Annotated in this window: 17 protein-coding genes; 6 read left to right on the plus strand and 11 right to left on the minus strand. The window is 76.3% G+C overall.

The features are described from left to right. Positions 1-41 precede the first annotated feature (41 nt). Positions 42-689 (plus strand): TetR family transcriptional regulator, encoded by a 648-nt coding sequence (locus KPF22_RS19275; protein ID WP_224402879.1) that lies wholly within the window; start codon positions 42-44, stop codon positions 687-689. Here KPF22_RS19275 and KPF22_RS19280 read toward each other — a convergent pair. Continuing rightward, entirely contained in the window at positions 647-1,315 is a 669-nt protein-coding gene (locus KPF22_RS19280; RefSeq protein WP_208820767.1) for a response regulator transcription factor, read from the minus strand. The two genes, KPF22_RS19275 and KPF22_RS19280, sit on opposite strands and share 43 nt — an antisense overlap. 28 nt (positions 1,316-1,343) lie before the next feature. Further along, a complete protein-coding gene (locus tag KPF22_RS33215) occupies positions 1,344-2,585 on the minus strand; it encodes a histidine kinase (protein ID WP_224402880.1) in 1,242 nt (413 codons plus the stop codon). A gap of 110 nt (positions 2,586-2,695) precedes the next feature. On the opposite strand from KPF22_RS33215, the gene KPF22_RS19290 reads away from it, so the two are divergent. Together KPF22_RS19290 and KPF22_RS19295 are read left to right on the plus strand one after the other, a co-directional pair. Then, entirely contained in the window at positions 2,696-3,583 is an 888-nt protein-coding gene (locus tag KPF22_RS19290; RefSeq protein ID WP_224402881.1) for a hypothetical protein, read from the plus strand. Between the two features lie 53 nt (positions 3,584-3,636). Further along, the gene (locus tag KPF22_RS19295; RefSeq protein WP_224402882.1) at positions 3,637-4,557 is read left to right on the plus strand and encodes an oxygenase MpaB family protein; all 921 of its coding nucleotides are present in this window, start codon (positions 3,637-3,639) and stop codon (positions 4,555-4,557) included. A gap of 12 nt (positions 4,558-4,569) precedes the next feature. Here the strand turns inward: KPF22_RS19295 and hisI are convergent, their stop codons facing one another. From hisI to priA, 3 genes are read right to left on the minus strand one after another with little or no spacing between them, the layout of a single operon-like run. Beyond that, entirely contained in the window at positions 4,570-4,947 is a 378-nt protein-coding gene (gene hisI, locus KPF22_RS19300) for a phosphoribosyl-AMP cyclohydrolase (protein WP_224402883.1), read from the minus strand. Continuing rightward, positions 4,944-5,717 carry an imidazole glycerol phosphate synthase subunit HisF gene (gene hisF / locus KPF22_RS19305; protein WP_208820757.1) on the minus strand — a complete coding sequence of 258 codons (774 nt, stop codon included), beginning with the start codon at positions 5,715-5,717 and terminating at the stop codon, positions 4,944-4,946. Before hisF ends, hisI begins: the two co-directional genes overlap by 4 nt. Continuing rightward, positions 5,717-6,466, minus strand: a complete 750-nt coding sequence (priA, locus tag KPF22_RS19310; protein ID WP_208820754.1) for a bifunctional 1-(5-phosphoribosyl)-5-((5-phosphoribosylamino)methylideneamino)imidazole-4-carboxamide isomerase/phosphoribosylanthranilate isomerase PriA — start codon at positions 6,464-6,466, stop codon at positions 5,717-5,719. The genes hisF and priA overlap by 1 nt, the downstream gene beginning before the upstream one ends. Before the next feature lie 37 nt (positions 6,467-6,503). Between priA and KPF22_RS19315 the strand changes: the two genes are divergently transcribed. Together KPF22_RS19315 and KPF22_RS19320 are read left to right on the plus strand one after the other, a co-directional pair. Next, complete coding sequence (locus KPF22_RS19315; protein ID WP_208820752.1) at positions 6,504-7,286, plus strand: Fpg/Nei family DNA glycosylase; 783 nt, start codon at positions 6,504-6,506, stop codon at positions 7,284-7,286. Between the two features lie 37 nt (positions 7,287-7,323). Next, positions 7,324-8,010, plus strand: a complete 687-nt coding sequence (locus KPF22_RS19320; protein ID WP_208820750.1) for an SDR family oxidoreductase — start codon at positions 7,324-7,326, stop codon at positions 8,008-8,010. Between the two features lie 49 nt (positions 8,011-8,059). On the opposite strand, the gene hisH is transcribed toward KPF22_RS19320, so the two are convergent. Both hisH and KPF22_RS19330 read right to left on the minus strand, forming a co-directional pair. After that, the gene (gene hisH / locus KPF22_RS19325) at positions 8,060-8,695 is read right to left on the minus strand and encodes an imidazole glycerol phosphate synthase subunit HisH (protein WP_224402884.1); all 636 of its coding nucleotides are present in this window, start codon (positions 8,693-8,695) and stop codon (positions 8,060-8,062) included. 288 nt (positions 8,696-8,983) lie between these two features. Next, positions 8,984-9,724: a helix-turn-helix domain-containing protein gene (locus KPF22_RS19330; RefSeq protein WP_224402885.1), complete on the minus strand. Its 741-nt coding sequence runs from the start codon at positions 9,722-9,724 to the stop codon at positions 8,984-8,986. A 65-nt stretch (positions 9,725-9,789) separates the two neighbouring features. Here KPF22_RS19330 and KPF22_RS19335 point away from each other — a divergent pair, with 65 nt between their 5' ends. After that, on the plus strand, positions 9,790-11,175 hold the full coding sequence (locus KPF22_RS19335; RefSeq protein WP_208820807.1) for a CoA transferase: 1,386 nt from the start codon (positions 9,790-9,792) through the stop codon (positions 11,173-11,175). On the opposite strand, the gene KPF22_RS19340 is transcribed toward KPF22_RS19335, so the two are convergent. Genes KPF22_RS19340 through hisD form a run of 4 tightly spaced genes read right to left on the minus strand, consistent with a single transcriptional unit; the run spans position 11,142 to position 15,288 of the window. Beyond that, positions 11,142-12,194 carry an LLM class flavin-dependent oxidoreductase gene (locus KPF22_RS19340; protein WP_178375225.1) on the minus strand — a complete coding sequence of 351 codons (1,053 nt, stop codon included), beginning with the start codon at positions 12,192-12,194 and terminating at the stop codon, positions 11,142-11,144. The genes KPF22_RS19335 and KPF22_RS19340 overlap by 34 nt on opposite strands. A 36-nt stretch (positions 12,195-12,230) precedes the next feature. Next, entirely contained in the window at positions 12,231-12,830 is a 600-nt protein-coding gene (hisB, locus tag KPF22_RS19345) for an imidazoleglycerol-phosphate dehydratase HisB (RefSeq protein WP_224402982.1), read from the minus strand. Between the two features lie 11 nt (positions 12,831-12,841). Beyond that, positions 12,842-13,963 carry a histidinol-phosphate transaminase gene (locus tag KPF22_RS19350; RefSeq protein ID WP_224402886.1) on the minus strand — a complete coding sequence of 374 codons (1,122 nt, stop codon included), beginning with the start codon at positions 13,961-13,963 and terminating at the stop codon, positions 12,842-12,844. Further along, on the minus strand, positions 13,960-15,288 hold the full coding sequence (hisD, locus tag KPF22_RS19355; RefSeq protein ID WP_062404579.1) for a histidinol dehydrogenase: 1,329 nt from the start codon (positions 15,286-15,288) through the stop codon (positions 13,960-13,962). The genes KPF22_RS19350 and hisD overlap by 4 nt, the downstream gene beginning before the upstream one ends. Positions 15,289-15,364 lie beyond the last annotated feature (76 nt).

Consider the following 15,364-nt stretch of genomic DNA (forward strand, 5'->3'; position numbering starts at 1 on the left):
GAGCAGTGACGGCCGCCCTCGCGCGGGTGAGGATGGGGCGCATGACCGAACCGAGCGCCACCGCACCCCCGGGCCCGGGGGCGTCGCCACGGCGTCGTGGCCGCCGGTCCGGCGGCGCGGACACCCGGGCCGGGCTGCTCGCGGCCGCCCGCGCCGAGTTCGCCGACCGCGGCTTCGACGGCGCCACGGTCCGCCGGATCGCCGAACGTGCCGGGGTGGACCCGGCCATGGTGAACCACTGGTTCGGCGGCAAGGAGAAGCTGTTCCTCGCCGCGCTGGACCTGCCGGTCGACGCCGGACAGATCCGGCGGACGGTGCTGGACGGCCCCGCCGACCGGGTCGGCGAGCGGATCGTGCGGGGGTTCCTGACGGTCTGGGACACCGGCGGCGGCGCCCCGATGGCGGCGGTGCTGCGCAGCGTCGCGGGTCACGACATCGCGGCCCGGATGCTGCGTGAGTTCGTCGGCGGCGCGATCCTGCGCCCGGTCACCCGGGCGCACTCCCCCGACCGGCCCGACGAGCGGGGCGCGCTCGTCGGCTCCCAGCTGATCGGGCTCGGCATGATGCGCTACGTGGTGCGGCTGGAGCCGCTGGCCTCGGCGCCGCGCGAGGACGTCGTCGCCGCGGTCGGGCCGACCGTGCAGCGCTACCTGACCGGGAACCTGGGGTCGACGAACCCCGAGGAGTAGGCGGCGACGACCGCCTGGGTCCGGTCCCGCGACCCGGTCTTGGCCAGCACCGCGGCGACGTGGGTCTTCACCGTCTCCACGCCCAGCACCAGCTCCTCCGCGATCTCGGCGTTGGACAGCCCGCGCGCCACGAGGCGCAGCACCTCGCCCTCGCGCGCGGTCAGCCCGGCGGCGGCGAGCCGGTCGCCGTCGTCGGGGGCGAACCCGGCCACGAGCTCACGCACCGCCGCCGGGAACAGCAGCGACTCCCCCGCGGCGACGGTGTGCACGGCCCGGACCACGTCGCGCGGCGGGGTCCGCTTCAGCAGGAAGCCACCGGCCCCGGCGCGCAACGCGTCCAGGACGTGCCGGTCGTGGCCGAACGTGGTGAGCACCAGCACCCGCGGTGGGTGGGGCCGGCGCAGCAGCGCCCGGGTGGCGGTGATGCCGTCGACCGCGGGCATCCGGACGTCCATCAGCACGACGTCCGGCCGCAGCCGGGTGACCAGCCCGGGGACCTCGGCGCCGTCGGCGGCCTCGCCGAGGACGGTGATGCCGGGGTCGGCCTCGAGCACCGCGCGCAGCCCGGTGCGGATCAGCTCCTCGTCGTCGACCAGCAGGACGCCGACCGTCGCGTCGCTCGTCATCGCTCCCCTCCGTACGCCGGTCCCCGTCCTACCCCGCCCGTCGGCGTGTCCCCGCGCCGCCGCGCCGACCGATCGGCGACGGGGCCACCGGAGGCGGTCCGCAGGGCAGCCGGGCCCGCAGGACCCACCGGCCGTCGTCCGGACCCGCGGTCAGGGTGCCGCCGAGCAGGTCGACGCGGGCGCCCGCCCCGGCCAGTCCCCGGCCGCCGCCCGACCGTCCGCGCCCACCGGCCGCCGCCGGGTTGACGAGCTCGATCCCGACCCCGTCGCCGGTGCGGCGCAGCGCGAGGTGGGCCCGGCCGGGCGTGCCGTGGCGCAGGGCGTTGGTCAGGCCCTCCTGCACGACCCGGTACGCCTCCCGGGAGACGGTCGCGGGGACCCCGGCGGCGGTGTCGACGTCGGCGACGAGGTCGAGCCCGGCCGCGCGGGCGCCGTCGAGCAGCCCGTCGAGGGCGTCCAGGTCACGGACGACGGCGGTGCGGTCGGTCTCGTCGTCGTGCAGGACGCCGAGGACGTGGTCGAGCTCGTCGAGTGCGGCCCGGCCGGTGTCGGCGATCGCGGTCAACGCCCGGCGCACGAACGCGGGGTCGGCGTCGAGCAGCTCGGCCGCGGCCCCGGCCTGCAGGGTGGTGACGGTGAGCGCGTGCCCCACCGAGTCGTGCAGCTCCCGGGCCAGCCGGGCCCGTCCGGCCTGGCGTTCGGCCCGGTCCCGGGCACGGGCCAGCTCCACGGCGAGCCGCTCCTCCCGGCCGGGGCCCAGGAACCGGGGCGCCAGCCGGGCCTGCCCGGCCCCGATCACGGCGGGGACGGCCACCGCGACCGGCACGAGCAGCACCCCGGCGGGCACCGCCCACCACGCGCCGGGCCCGGTGGGCAGCGGCGGCCGCGCCACCCACGGCGCCTGTACCAGCGCGACCGCGGTCGGCAGCAGCCACAGCACCGCGGCCGCTCCGACCGCCCCGGCGGCGGCGCCGAGCACGATCCAGGCCGCGGCCCGCCGGCGTGCCCCCGGGAGCGACCGCACCGGCGGGTCGGGCAGCGGCACGTCGAGCAGCGCGCGGGCGGCGGTCGTCGCCAGCTCCCGGACTCCCGGCAGCACCAGCACCGCCGCCCCGGCCGCGGCGGCGGGAACGCCCAGCGACCACCCGACCGCGGCACCGGCCTCCGTGCCGGTGCGCACGAGCACCCAGCCCGCCGCCAGGTACGGGAGCAGGACGACCGCGCCGAGCAGCACGTGCACAGCACGCCGCGCCACCCGTGTCCCGACCACGACGACGATCGTCGCAGACCGGCGGCCCGCCGCGGCTCCCCCGCGGGAGGGAGGCGGTCCCCCCGCGGGCGGGAGCCGCCGGCGCCGCCGGACCCGCAGTGTCGACCACCATGAACGACTCGATCCCCCTGCGCCGGGTGCTCGGCGCCGCCGCCGTGGCCGGCACGCTGCCGTACCTGACCCTCAAGACCCTCTGGCTGACCGGTCACCCGGTCGGTGTCACCGTGCCGGGTCTGCTCGACGGGCCCGCGATGACCGCGCTGAACACCGCCACCCTGCTCCTGGACCTGTGCGTGGTCGCGCTGGCCGCGGCACTCGGCGCCCGACGGCGGCTGCCCGCGGTGCCGCTGCTGCTCGCCGGGTGGGCCGCGACCGGGCTGCTGCTGCCGGTCGCCCTGCTCTCACCGGCGGCGCTGCTGCGGGCCGGGACCGACGGCGCCGGGCTGGCCGCGTGGGTGCGGCCGCTGGTCTACGGCGGTCTCGGCTGGCAGGCGGTGTTCCTGCTGGCGGCGTTCGCCCTGCTGGCCCGGGACCGCTGGGGTACGCGGGTGACCGTCCCGGTGCCCCCGCCCGGGGCGGTCGAGGGCCTGGCACGCACGACGGCGGCGGGTGGCGTCGTCGTCGGGCTGCTCGCCGTCGTGGCGGGGGTCGCGGCCGCCGCGGACCGTCCGTCGTTCCCCGGGGTCGTGGGCGCGGCCGTCGACGCGACCGCGGCGCTCACCGGGGCCCTCGGGGTACTCGCCCTGCGGCGCGGTCGCGCGGGGTGGTCGCCCGTTCTCACGACGTTCACCGGCAGCGCGGTGCTGTTCACCGGCGGCCTGTGGACGCTGGTGTCGGCGACCGCGGGGCCGCTCGCGACCGACCGGCCGCTGTACGTCCTCGCCCAGCTGTGCGGACTGCTCGCCGGGTTCGCCGTGGCCGTCGCCGGCATGCTGGTGGTCTCCGGTCGGATGTGCGGCCCGGTCACGGTGTCGCCCCGCCCGGCCCCCGTCCCCTGAGCCGGGACGTCCACCCGGTGGCCGCCGCCGGGGCACGACCGCACACTGGGGCCATGGTCGATCTGTCCGCCCGGCTCCCCGACGCCGTCACCGACCGGCTCGCGGCCCTGCGCTCGCGGGTCGGCTCGGCGGTGTTCAGCCGGGTCGCCGGGGACGAGGGCTCCGGCCGCCGGGCCCGCGTGCTCGGCGCCGAGGGCCCGCGCTGGTTCCCCGAGGACGCCGCGATCCGCACCGTGCACGGCGACGCGTCGATGTTCGTCGGCGGGCTGCGGGCGCTGCTGCTGCAGTCGCTGCACCCGCTGGCCATGGCCGGGGTCGCCGGGCACTCCGGGTTCCGGGGCGACCCGTGGGGACGGCTGCAGCGCACCTCCTACTTCCTGGCCGCGACGACGTTCGGCCCGGCCGAGGAGGCCGAGCGGGTGATCGCCCGGATCAGGCGGGCGCACGTCCACGTCCGCGGGACCGCGCCGGACGGGCGCCCCTACTCGGCGTCGGACCCGAACCTGCTGCGCTGGGTGCACATCGCCGAGATCGACAGCTTCCTCACCGCGCACGACCGCTACGGCAGCGCACCGCTGGACGCCGCGGGCCGCGACGCCTACGTCGCCGACGCCGCACGCGTCGCCCGTGAGCTGGGCGTGCCCGACCCGCCGGAGTCCACCGCGGAGCTGAAGGCTCAGCTCGACGGGTACCGGCCCGAGCTGGCCGGCACCCCCGAGGCGCGCGACGCCGCCCGGTTCCTGTTGTGGGAGCCGCCGCTGCCGCTCTCCGCGCGGGTGCCGTACGCGGTGCTGGCCGCCGCGTCGGTCGGGCTGATGCCGCGCTGGACGCGGCTGCCGCTGCGGCTGCCGTGGCTGCCGGTGGCCGAGCGGACGGTCGTGCGAGCGGGCGGGCACGCGATCACCGCAGGCATCCGGTGGGTGACGAGCACACCACAGCCCGCTCCCCCGCCGATGCCCCCGGCGCACCCCTGACCGGGCGCGCGCTCAGCCCCCGGCGAGCAGGACGTCGGAGTCGAAGCAGGTCCGGGTCCCGGTGTGACAGGCCGGCCCCTCCTGGTCGACGACGACGAGCACCGCGTCGCCGTCGCAGTCCAGCCGGACCTCGTGCACGTGCTGCACGTGCCCCGACGTGCCGCCCTTGACCCAGTACTCCTGCCGCGACCGCGACCAGTAGGTCCCCCGGCCGGTGGTCAGGGTGCGGTGCAGCGCCTCGTCGTCCATCCAGCCGACCATCAGCACCTCGCCGGCGCGGGACTGCACGACGGCGCAGACCAGGCCGTCGGCGTCGCGCTTGAGGCGGGCCGCGACCGCCGGGTCCAGCGCGGACTCGGCCGCGGACAGGCGCACGCCCTGTGCGGTCATCGGATCTCGACCCCTTCGCCCCGCAGCGCGTCCTTGACCTCGCCGATCCGCAGCTGCCCGAAGTGGAACACGCTCGCGGCCAGCACCGCGTCCGCTCCGGCCCGCACGGCCGGGGCGAAGTGCTCGACCGCGCCGGCACCACCGGAGGCGATCACCGGGACGTCGACCACCTTCCGGACCGCGGTCAGCATGTCCAGGTCGAACCCGGCCCGTGTGCCGTCGGCGTCCATCGAGTTCAGCAGGATCTCCCCGACGCCGAGCTCCTGGCCGCGCTCGGCCCACTCGACGGCGTCGATCCCGGCGGACCGACGCCCGCCGTGCGTGGTGACCTCCCAGCCCGACGGCTGCGGCTTCTCCCCCTCCGGCACCCGGCGGGCGTCCACCGACAGCACGATGCACTGGCTGCCGAAGCGGCGCGACATCTCGTGCAGCAGCGTGGGCCGGGCGATCGCCGCGGTGTTCACCGACACCTTGTCCGCGCCCGCGCGCAGCATCCGGTCGACGTCGTCGGGGGTGCGGATGCCGCCGCCGACGGTCAGCGGGATGAACACCTGCTCCGCGGTGCGGCGCACCACGTCGATCATGGTGCCGCGCTCCGACGACGACGCGGTGACGTCGAGGAAGGTGAGCTCGTCGGCGCCCTCGGCGTCGTAGACCCGGGCCATCTCGACCGGGTCGCCCGCGTCGCGGAGCTCCTTGAAGTTGACGCCCTTCACCACCCGTCCCGCGTCGACGTCCAGACACGGGATGACACGGACCGCGACGCCCATCAGGCGCTCACCGCCCGCACGGCCGCCAGGGCCTCGGGCAGGGTGAACCGGCCGGCGTACAGCGCCTTGCCGATGATCGAGCCCTCGATGTTCACGCCGGTCGCGGCGACCTCGGCGAGCCGGGTCAGGTCGGACACCTCCGAGATCCCCCCCGACGCGATGACCGGCGCGGTCGTGGCCTGCGCGACCTCGGTGAGCAGCTCGACGTTCGGGCCCTGCAGGGTGCCGTCCTTGGAGACGTCGGTGACGATGTAGCGGGTGGCGCCGTCGGCGTCGAGGCGGGCGAGGACCTCCCACAGGTCACCGCCGTCGGAGGTCCAGCCGCGCCCCGCGACCCGGCGCCGGCCGTCGATCATCTTGACGTCGAGCCCGATCGCGATCTTCTCGCCGTGCTCGGCGAGGACCCGGCGGCACCACTCGGGCTGCTCCAGCGCCGCGGTGCCGAGGTTGAGCCGGGCCGCGCCGGTGGACAGCGCACGCTCCAGGGACTCGTCGTCGCGGATGCCGCCGGACAGCTCGACCCGCAGGTCGAGCTTCCCGACCACCTCGGCCAGCAGCTCGGCGTTCGAGCCACGGCCGAACGCCGCGTCGAGGTCGACCAGATGGACCCACTCGGCGCCGCCGGACTGCCAGTTCAGGGCAGCGTCCAGGGGCGAGCCGTAGCCGGTCTCGGTGCCGGCCTCGCCCTGCACCAGCCGGACGGCCTGCCCGTCGACGACGTCCACCGCGGGAAGCAACGTGAAGCTCACCGCGCCAGGGTATCCGCGCCGCTCGTAGCCTCCGGGGGTGGCCGAGGGGGACAGCATCTTCCGGCTCGCGGCGCGGCTGGACGCGGCCACCGCGGGCGCGGTGATCGCACGCTCCGACGTGCGCCACCCCCGCTTCGCCGGCGCCGACCTCGCCGGGGAGGAGATCACCGGCTGGGTGCCGCGCGGCAAGCACCTGCTGGCCCGCACCGCGGGCGGCTGGACCGTGCACTCACACCTGCGGATGTCCGGGCGGTGGTCGGTGCTGCGGCCCGGGAGGCGGCTCCCCCGCGCCGTCGCGGCCGACCTGCGGATCGCGCTGCACCTCGTCGACGGCCGCACCCTGGCCGGGATCGGGCTGCCGGTGCTGGCCGTGCTCCCGACCCGCGACGAGCACACCGTCGTCGGGCACCTGGGCCCGGACCTGCTCGGCGACACCTTCGACGGCGACGCGGCCCTCACCCGGCTGCGCGCCGACCCCGGCCGGGCGGTGCTGGCGGCGCTGCTGGACCAGCGCGTCGTCGCCGGGCTGGGGAACATGTGGGCCCAGGAGCTGCTGTTCCTGGAGCGGATCTCCCCGTGGCGGGAGTGTTCCGCGGTCCCCGACCCCGGCGCGCTCCTCGGGCGCGGCCGCGCGCTGCTGCGCGAGGCGGTCGTCCGCAATCCCGCGCAGAACACCACCGGCCGGGTCCGGCCGCGGCACTTCGTCTACGGCCGCTACCGGCGGCCCTGTCTGCGCTGCGGGACCGCGGTGACGTTCGCGGCGCCGGAGCGCACCCCGCACGGTCGCGAGACCTGGTGGTGTCCGCGCTGCCAGCGGTGAACGCGCGGCCGTCGCCGGTTCGCCCTACCGTCGGATCATGGAACTCTCCGGGGCGCGGACGCTGGTGGTCGGGGCGACGGGTGTGCTGGGCGGCGCGCTCACCGAGGCGCTGCGCGACCAGGGCGCGACGCTCGCGCTGGCGGGCCGCACCGATCCCTCCGGGGCCGACGGCGAGCCCGCGTTCACGCTCGACGCACTCGACCTGGAACGCTGTGCCGCCGTCGTCGACGAGGCGGCGGACGCCCTGGGCGGGCTGGACCTGGTGTTCGTGGCGATCGGGGTGGCCGGGTTCGGGGAGGAGTCGGAGAACGACGTCGTCACCGAGCACCTGCTGACGGTCAACGCGCAGGCACCGATGGCGATCGGCCGGGCCGCCCTCCCGCACCTCACCGACTCCGGTGGCACGCTCGCGATGATCTCGGCGATCCTGGCCGACGTGCCGACGCCGGGGATGGCGGCCTACTCGGCGTCGAAGGCGGCGCTGTCGGCGTGGCTGACCGCGACCCGCGGTGGCCTGCGCAAGCAGGGGGTGCGGGTGCTCGACGTGCGGCCGCCGCACATCGAGACCGGTCTCGCCGACCGCGCCGTCGCCGGGACGGTGCCGTCCGGCATCAGGGCCGGTTCCGACGTCGCGACGCTCGTCGGGCAGGTGCTCGAGGCGCTGCGCTCGGACAGGCGGACGGTGACCTTCGACCTGCGTTCCGGGGAGTACGCGCTGGGCTGAGGCGCGTTCCGCGGAACGGCCCGCTCGCCCCCCCGACGCCGCCCCCGGCTCAGCCCTTGACCGAGCGCAGCCAGTTCTCCAGGACCGCGGCGCCGGCGTCGCCGGACTTCTCCGGGTGGAACTGGGTCGCCGACAGCGGCCCGTTCTCCACCGCGGCGACGACGTCCTCGCCGTGGTGGGTCCAGGTGACCTTCGGCGGGGCGATCGCGTGCGAGGGTTCCAGGGTCCAGCGACGGACGCCGAACGAGTGCACGAAGTAGAAGCGGGTGTCGGCGTCGAGCCCGGCGAACAGGGTGCTGTCCTGCGGGGTCCGGACCGTGTTCCAGCCCATGTGCGGCAGCACGTCGGCCTGGATCCGCTCGACCGTGCCGGGCCACTCGCCGCAGCCCTCGGTGTCCTCGTCGAACTCGACGCCACGCTCGAACATCACCTGCATGCCGACGCAGATCCCGAGGACCGGGCGGCCGCCGGCGAGGCGGCGCCCGATGATCTGCGGGCCGCGGACCGCGTGCAGGCCCCGCATGCACGCCGCGAAGGCGCCCACTCCGGGGACGACGAGACCGTCGGCCTCGGTCGCCGTATCGAAGTCGGACGTCACGGTGACGTCCGCGCCGACGCGTTCGAGGGCGCGCTCGGCGGAGCGCAGGTTCCCGGAGCCGTAGTCGAGGACGACGATGCGTGCCACGCGACCAGCGTAGTCGCCGCCCCGCGCGGCTCCCCGCGGCCCGGGGGCGGCGCCGTGATCATCGGTACCTGTGCGCTGCTCGGGCCGACCGGCGACGACGCCCAGGTACTGATGACCATGCCGACGGGTACGGGCGCGTCCGGCTCCCGGCCGGACGAGCCCGTGCAGGTGGGCCGTGGCCGCGGCGTCGCGCTGCCGGACGCGGGCGAGCGCGGTGAGGACCCGGGCGGACGGGGTGGTGTCGCGCCTGCAGGTGGGTGCTCGGCGCAGTGGTCCGGCCACGGGCCCCTAGGGCGCCCGCGTCTCCGGGGCCGCGAGGGCGGCGACCAGCCGGGCCGCGGCGCGGTCCAGGGTGACGCTGCGGTCGGCCCGGCCCCGCCGGGTGCCGGTGAGCACCGCCGCCGCGACCGTCTCCCCGCCCTCCTCCACCGGGACGGCGACGGCGCGGATCGCCGGGTCCGCCAGCCCGTCGCTGCGGGCCAGCCGGGTACGGACGATCTCCGGTCGCTCGGCGAGGTAGGCCGCGACCGCCGGCGGGTCGTCGACCCCGGCCAGCGCGCGGGCGGACTCCTCGGGATCGCCCAGGGCCAGCAGCAGCCGTCCCGCCGCGGTGCGCAGCGGTGGGCGGGGCCGGTGGTCGTCGGTCACCCGTTGCAGCCGGTCGGGGGCCCGAGGACCGGCGTGGTCGACGTAGCGCACCTGCCCGCCGACCAGCACGGCGAGCGCCACGGGGGCCCGGGCGGCGCGGCTGAGCGCGTCGAGATCGGTGTGCGTGAGCGCGGTCGGCGGGCCCACCCCGGCGAGCAGCCCCAGCACGTACGGCCGGTGGCCCAGGACGTGGCCGCGCCCCCGCAGCCGTACCCAGCCGGTGGCCCGCAGCTCGCGCAGCAGGTCCGCGGTGGAGCTGAGCGGCAGGTCGAGTGCGCGGGCCACCGCGGTCACCGACGGTGGTGTCGCAGCGGTCGCGACCAGCTCCAGGATGCGGTCGGCCCGGCCGACCGCGCGGGCGGAGGCGACGGGACCGGACACCCGACCGAGTCTACGGATATACGGAGGCCGTGGAGTGTCCCGCCGTCCCGTCGCAGGCTGGAGCCATGACCACGACGACCCCGCCCGCACGGTTTCCCTCCGCCGCCGACACGGCGGCGACCCTGCTGCCGGACGCTCCCCCGGTGCGCTCGACGCTGCGGGTGACCGGCTCGGACCCGCTCACGCCGTCGGTGCACCGTCTCGCCGACGCCATGTCCGCGGCTGCCGGGGCGTTCGGCCTGCAGGTCTGCGGGCTCGCCGAGGACGCCGGCGGCGCGCCCCGCGAGGTGACCGTCCGGGCGTCCGACGCGATCGACACGCTGCGGGCTCCGTTCCTGACCACGCTCGGTGGCGTGGACGTCCGGGCCGTGGCCGAGGACCCGACCGCGCTGGCCAACAACGGCTTCGTCCGTACCGCCGACGGCTGGATCTTCCTGATCACCACCTACCCGCACCAGCGCGACGCGATCTGCCGGGTGCTGGACTGCCCGCCGCTGCGCGGGCGCATCGCCGAGGAGGCCGTGCGGTGGCGGGCGGTCGAGCTGGAGGACGCCGTGTGCGACGCCGGCGGGGTCGCCGCCGCCGTCCGGACCGGGGAGCAGTGGGCGGCCCACCCCGCCGGGAGGCACCTCGCCGGGCGACCTGTGGTCGAGATCGAGCGGATCGGCGACGCCGCACCCGCCCCGGTCCCGGACCGGCTGCGCGTGCTCGACGACACCCATGTGATCGCCGGGCCGGTCGCCGCGAAGCTGCTCGGCACCTTCGGCGCGGACGTCCTGCACGTGTCCCGCCCGGACCTGCCCGACCCGCTCGCGATGGTCGCGCTGACCGGCGGCGGGAAGCGCAACACCTGGCTGGATCTGCGCGAGTCGGCGCAGGCCGGGCGGATGCGGGAGCTGGTGGGCGGGGCGGACGTGTTCGTCAACGCCTACCGCGGCACCGCCGCCCGCGGCTTCGGCCCTGCCGACCTGGCGGCGCTGCGGCCCGGGATCGTCGCGCTGGACCTGCACTGCTGGGGCGCCGACGGGCCGTGGGCCGCGCGCGGCGGGTTCGACCAGCTGGCCTGCTCCGCGACCGGGTTCGCGGTCGAGGAGGGCCGGGACGGCACCCCGTCGCTACCGCCGACGCATCTGCTCAACGACTATCTCGCCGCCTGGCTCGGTGCCGCCGGGGTGCTCGCGGCGCTGCGCCGGCGCGCCGTCGAGGGCGGCTCGTGGCGGGTGCGGGTCACCCTCGCCGGGGTCTGCACCTGGGTCCGGGGGCTCGGGATGTTCACCGCGGCGGAGGTCGCGGACCTCCCCCGGCCCGGTACGGCGACCATCGCCACGCACGCCGTCGACGGGCCGATGGGCCGGCTCGTCGAACCCGTGCTCCCGCTGGAGTTCGACGGCCGGCCCGCGCCGCTGCCCGGCCCGCCTCAGCTGCTGGGGACCGCCGCCGCCACCTGGTGACCGGCCGGCGCCCAGCCGATCGCCGGGGCGACCCGCTCGGCGATCGAGCGCAGCAGGTGCGCGTTGTACTCGACACCGAGCTGGTTGGGCACGGTGAACAGCACGTAGTCCGCCTCCCGCACCGCCGCGTCCTCGGCGAGCTCGGCGGCGATCCGGTCCGGGTCGCCGACGTAGCTGCGGCCGAACCGGGATCGGGCGCCGTCGAGGATCCCGACCTGGTCGTCCTCGCCGCGCTCACCGAAGTAGCGGCGGTCGAGGTCGGTCGTGACCGGGATGACGCTGCGCGACACCGACACCAGCGGGGTGCGCTCGTGCCCGGCGGCGGCCCAGGCCTCGCGGTAGCGCAGGATCTGCTCGGCCTGCAGTCGGTCGAACGACTCGCCGGTGTCCTCGGTGAGCAGCGTCGAGCTCTGCAGGTTCATGCCCTGGGTCGCGGCCCACTCGGCGGTGGCCCGGGTGCCCGCGCCCCACCAGATCCGGTCGCCGAGGCCCGGGGACTGCGGCTGCACCGGCAGCGCGACGTGCCGCCCGCGGGTGCGGGACGGGTCGGCGGGCGCCACCCCGGCACCGCGGATCGCGGCGAGGAACACCTCGGCCTTGGCGCGGGCGGCGTCGGCGTGGGTCTGCCCGTCGGCGGGCCGGTACCCGAAAGCCTCGGCACCGTTCAGCGCGATCTCGGGCGACCCCCGGCTCACGCCGAGCTGCAGCCGCCCGCCGGAGAGCAGGTCGGTCGCGGCGGCCTCCTCGGCCATGTAGAGCGGGTTCTCGTAACGCATGTCGATCACGCCGGTGCCCATCTCGATCCGGCTGGTGGTCGCCGCGATCGCTGCGAGCAGCGGGAACGGCGCGGCCAGCTGGCGCTCGAAGTGGTGCACGCGCACGAAGGCGCCGTCGATGCCGATGTCCTCCGCGGCGCGCGCCAGCTCCACGGTCTGGCGCAGCGCGTCGGCGGCGGTGGGGGTCCGGGACCCGGGGACCTCCCCGTGGTGCCCGAACGACAGGAACCCGATCTTCGTCATGCCCTCTGCAACAGAAGTTGAGGGCTCAACATTCCGTCAGAGGGCGCCCTTGGTGGACGGCACACCGGTGACCCGCGGGTCGGGCTCGGTCGCGGCCCGCAGCGCGCGGGCGACGGCCTTGAACTCGGCCTCGGTGATGTGGTGCGGGTCGCGGCCGTCGAGCACCCGGACGTGCAGGGCGAGGTGCCCGTGGAAGGCCAGGGACTCGAACACGTGCTTGTTCAGCACGGTCGGGTAGTGCCCGCCGACGACGAAGCCGCGCATCATCTCCGGCTCGCCGGTGCACACGGTGTAGGGGCGGCCGGAGACGTCGACGACGGCCTGGGCCAGCGCCTCGTCCATCGGGATCCAGGCGTCGCCGAAGCGGCGGATGCCCTTCTTGTCCCCCAGCGCCTGGCGGATCGCCTGCCCCAGCACGATCGCGACGTCCTCCACGGTGTGGTGGGAGTCGATCTCGATGTCGCCCTCGGCGTGCACGGACAGGTCGAAGCTGCCGTGCTTGCCGAACGCGTCGAGCATGTGGTCGAAGAACGGGACCTTGGTGGCGATGTCGGTGCGCCCGGTGCCGTCGAGGTCGATCTCGACGACGATCCGGGTCTCCTTGGTGACGCGTTCGACGCGTCCGGTGCGGCTCACCTTGTCGGTCGTCACAACAGCTCCTTGGTGGCGAGGTCGGTGGCGGCGGCGAGGAAGGCGTCGTTCTCCTCCGGCGTGCCCACGGTGACCCGCAGCCGCTCGGGGATGCCGACGTCGCGGATCAGCACGCCCTGGTCGAGGAACCCCTTCCAGGCGCGGCCGGCGTCGGCGAAGCGTCCGAAGAGGATGAAGTTGGCGTCGGAGGCGACGACGTCGTAGCCGGCGGCGGCCAGCTCGCCGGAGATCCGGTCGCGCTCGGCGGCGAGCAGCGCCACCGAGCCGAGGGTGGCCTCGGCGTGGCGGAGCGCGGCCCGCGCGGCGGCCTGCGACAGCACCGACAGGTGGTACGGCAGCCGCACGAGCTGGAGTGCGTCGATCACCGCGGGCGCGGCGGCGATGTAGCCCAGCCGACCGCCGGCGAAGGCGAACGCCTTGCTCATCGTGCGGGACACCACGAGCTTGTGGCCGTGCGTCGCCAGCAGGGTCGTGGCGCTCGGGCGGCCGGTGGCCTCGGCGAACTCGGCGTAGGCCTCGTCGACGACGACCATCCCGGGGGCGGCGTCGACCAGCCGGGCCAGGTCGTCCGGGGCGATCGACTGCCCGGTCGGGTTGTTCGGGCTGGTCACGAACGTGACGTCCGGGGCCTTCTCGGCCAGGACGGTGACGGCGGCGTCGACGTCGAGGGTGAAGTCGTCGCGGCGCGGCACCGGGACGAACCCGGTCTGCGTGCCGGAGGCGAGGATCGGGTGCATCGAGTAGCTGGGCACGAAGCCGAGCGCGGTCCGGCCGGGACCGCCGAAGGTCTGCAGGATCTGCTGGAGGATCTCGTTGGACCCGTTCGCGGCCCACAGGTTCGCCGTGGTCAGCTCGACCCCGGTCTGCCGGGACAGGTAGGCGGCGAGGTCGCCCCGCAGCGCGACGAGGTCGCGGTCGGGGTACCGGTGCAGCTCACGGGCGGCCTCCTCCACCGAGGCCGCGACGTCGGCGACCAGCTCGGGCGGCGGCGGGTACGGGTTCTCGTTGGTGTTGAGCCGCACCGCGACGTCGAGCTGCGGCGCGCCGTAGGGGCTCTTCCCGCGCAGGTCCTCGCGCAGCGGCAGGTCCGCGAGCCGGACCGTCGAACCGGCGGTCACGCCCCGGCCCCCTCGAACCGGGCGGTCACGGCCTCGCCGTGGGCGGGCAGGTCCTCGGCGTTCGCCAGGGTCACGACCCGGCCGGCGACCTCGGCCAGCGCCGCGCGGCCGTAGTCGACGACGTGGATGCCGCGCAGGAACGTCGCCGTCGACAGCCCGCCGGAGTGCCGCGCGCAGCCCCCGGTCGGGAGCACGTGGTTCGACCCGGCGCAGTAGTCGCCCAGCGACACCGGCGACCAGGCCCCGACGAAGATCGCGCCCGCGTTGCGGACCTTCGCCGCGTCGCCCGCGGAGTCGGCGGTCTGGATCTCCAGGTGCTCGGCGGCGTAGGCGTCGACGACGGCGACCCCGTCGGCGGTCGAGGACACCAGGATGACCCCGGACTGCGGCCCGGTCAGCGCGGTGCGCACCCGCTCGGTGTGCTTGGTCGCGCCGACCCGGGTCTCCAGCTCGGCCTCGACCCGCTCCACCAGCGCGTCGGAGGTCGTGACCAGCACCGATGCGGCGTTCGGGTCGTGCTCGGCCTGCGAGATGAGGTCCGCGGCGACGTGCGCGGCGTCCGCGGTGTCGTCGGCGAGGATCGCGATCTCGGTGGTGCCGGCCTCGGCGTCGATCCCGACCAGGCCGCGCAGCATCCGCTTGGCCGCGGTGACGTAGACGTTGCCGGGGCCGGTGACCATGTCGACCGGCTCCAGCTCGGCGCCGTCGGTGTCGGTGCCGCCGTAGGCCAGCAGCGCGACGCACTGGGCGCCACCGACGGCCCACACCTCGTCGACGCCGAGCAGCGCGGCCGCCGCCAGGATCGTCGGGTGCGGGCGTCCGCCGAACTCCGCCTGCGCCGGGGAGGCGACGACCAGCGACTCCACGCCCGCCGCCTGCGCCGGGACCACGTTCATGACCACGCTCGACGGGTAGACCGCCAGCCCGCCCGGGGCGTAGAGCCCGACCCGGCGGACCGGGACGAACCGCTCGGTGACGGTGCCGCCGGGGACGACCTGGGTGACCACGTCGGGCCTGCGCTGCTCGGCGTGCACGATCCGGGCGCGCTCGATCGAGGTCTCCAGCGCCGCGCGCACGTCCGGGTCGAGGTCGCGCAGGGCGGCGGAGATCGCCTCGGCCGGGACGCGCACGGTCTCCGGACGGACCCGGTCGAAGCGCTCGGTGGCGTCCAGCGCGGCGGCGGCGCCGCGGTCGCGCACGTCCTCCACCAGCGGGCGGGCACGCTCCAGAGCGGCGTCGATGTCCAGCTCGGCGCGCGGCATCATGCCGCGCAGGGTGGCCGGACGGGGCAGCGGTTCGGCTCGCAGGTCGAGGCGGCGGAGCATGACCCCCAGGGTACGGCGGGGGTCCGACACGGTCCCATCCCGGCGGGGTGAGCCACGTCCTCGCCGTCGGTGGGCC

The sequence above is a fragment of the Pseudonocardia sp. ICBG1034 genome, assembly GCF_020131375.1.
GTDB classification, from domain to species: domain Bacteria; phylum Actinomycetota; class Actinomycetes; order Mycobacteriales; family Pseudonocardiaceae; genus Pseudonocardia; species Pseudonocardia alni.

Coding starts and splice junctions, on each gene's coding strand:
- KPF22_RS19275 (WP_224402879.1), top strand. CDS start 42: ATGACCGAACCGAGCGCCACCGCACCCCCGGGCCCGGGGGCGTCGCCA.
- KPF22_RS19280 (WP_208820767.1), bottom strand. CDS start 1,315: ATGACGAGCGACGCGACGGTCGGCGTCCTGCTGGTCGACGACGAGGAG.
- KPF22_RS19290 (WP_224402881.1), top strand. CDS start 2,696: ATGAACGACTCGATCCCCCTGCGCCGGGTGCTCGGCGCCGCCGCCGTG.
- KPF22_RS19295 (WP_224402882.1), top strand. CDS start 3,637: ATGGTCGATCTGTCCGCCCGGCTCCCCGACGCCGTCACCGACCGGCTC.
- hisI (WP_224402883.1), bottom strand. CDS start 4,947: ATGACCGCACAGGGCGTGCGCCTGTCCGCGGCCGAGTCCGCGCTGGAC.
- hisF (WP_208820757.1), bottom strand. CDS start 5,717: ATGGGCGTCGCGGTCCGTGTCATCCCGTGTCTGGACGTCGACGCGGGA.
- KPF22_RS19320 (WP_208820750.1), top strand. CDS start 7,324: ATGGAACTCTCCGGGGCGCGGACGCTGGTGGTCGGGGCGACGGGTGTG.
- KPF22_RS19335 (WP_208820807.1), top strand. CDS start 9,790: ATGACCACGACGACCCCGCCCGCACGGTTTCCCTCCGCCGCCGACACG.
- KPF22_RS19340 (WP_178375225.1), bottom strand. CDS start 12,194: ATGACGAAGATCGGGTTCCTGTCGTTCGGGCACCACGGGGAGGTCCCC.
- hisD (WP_062404579.1), bottom strand. CDS start 15,288: ATGCTCCGCCGCCTCGACCTGCGAGCCGAACCGCTGCCCCGTCCGGCC.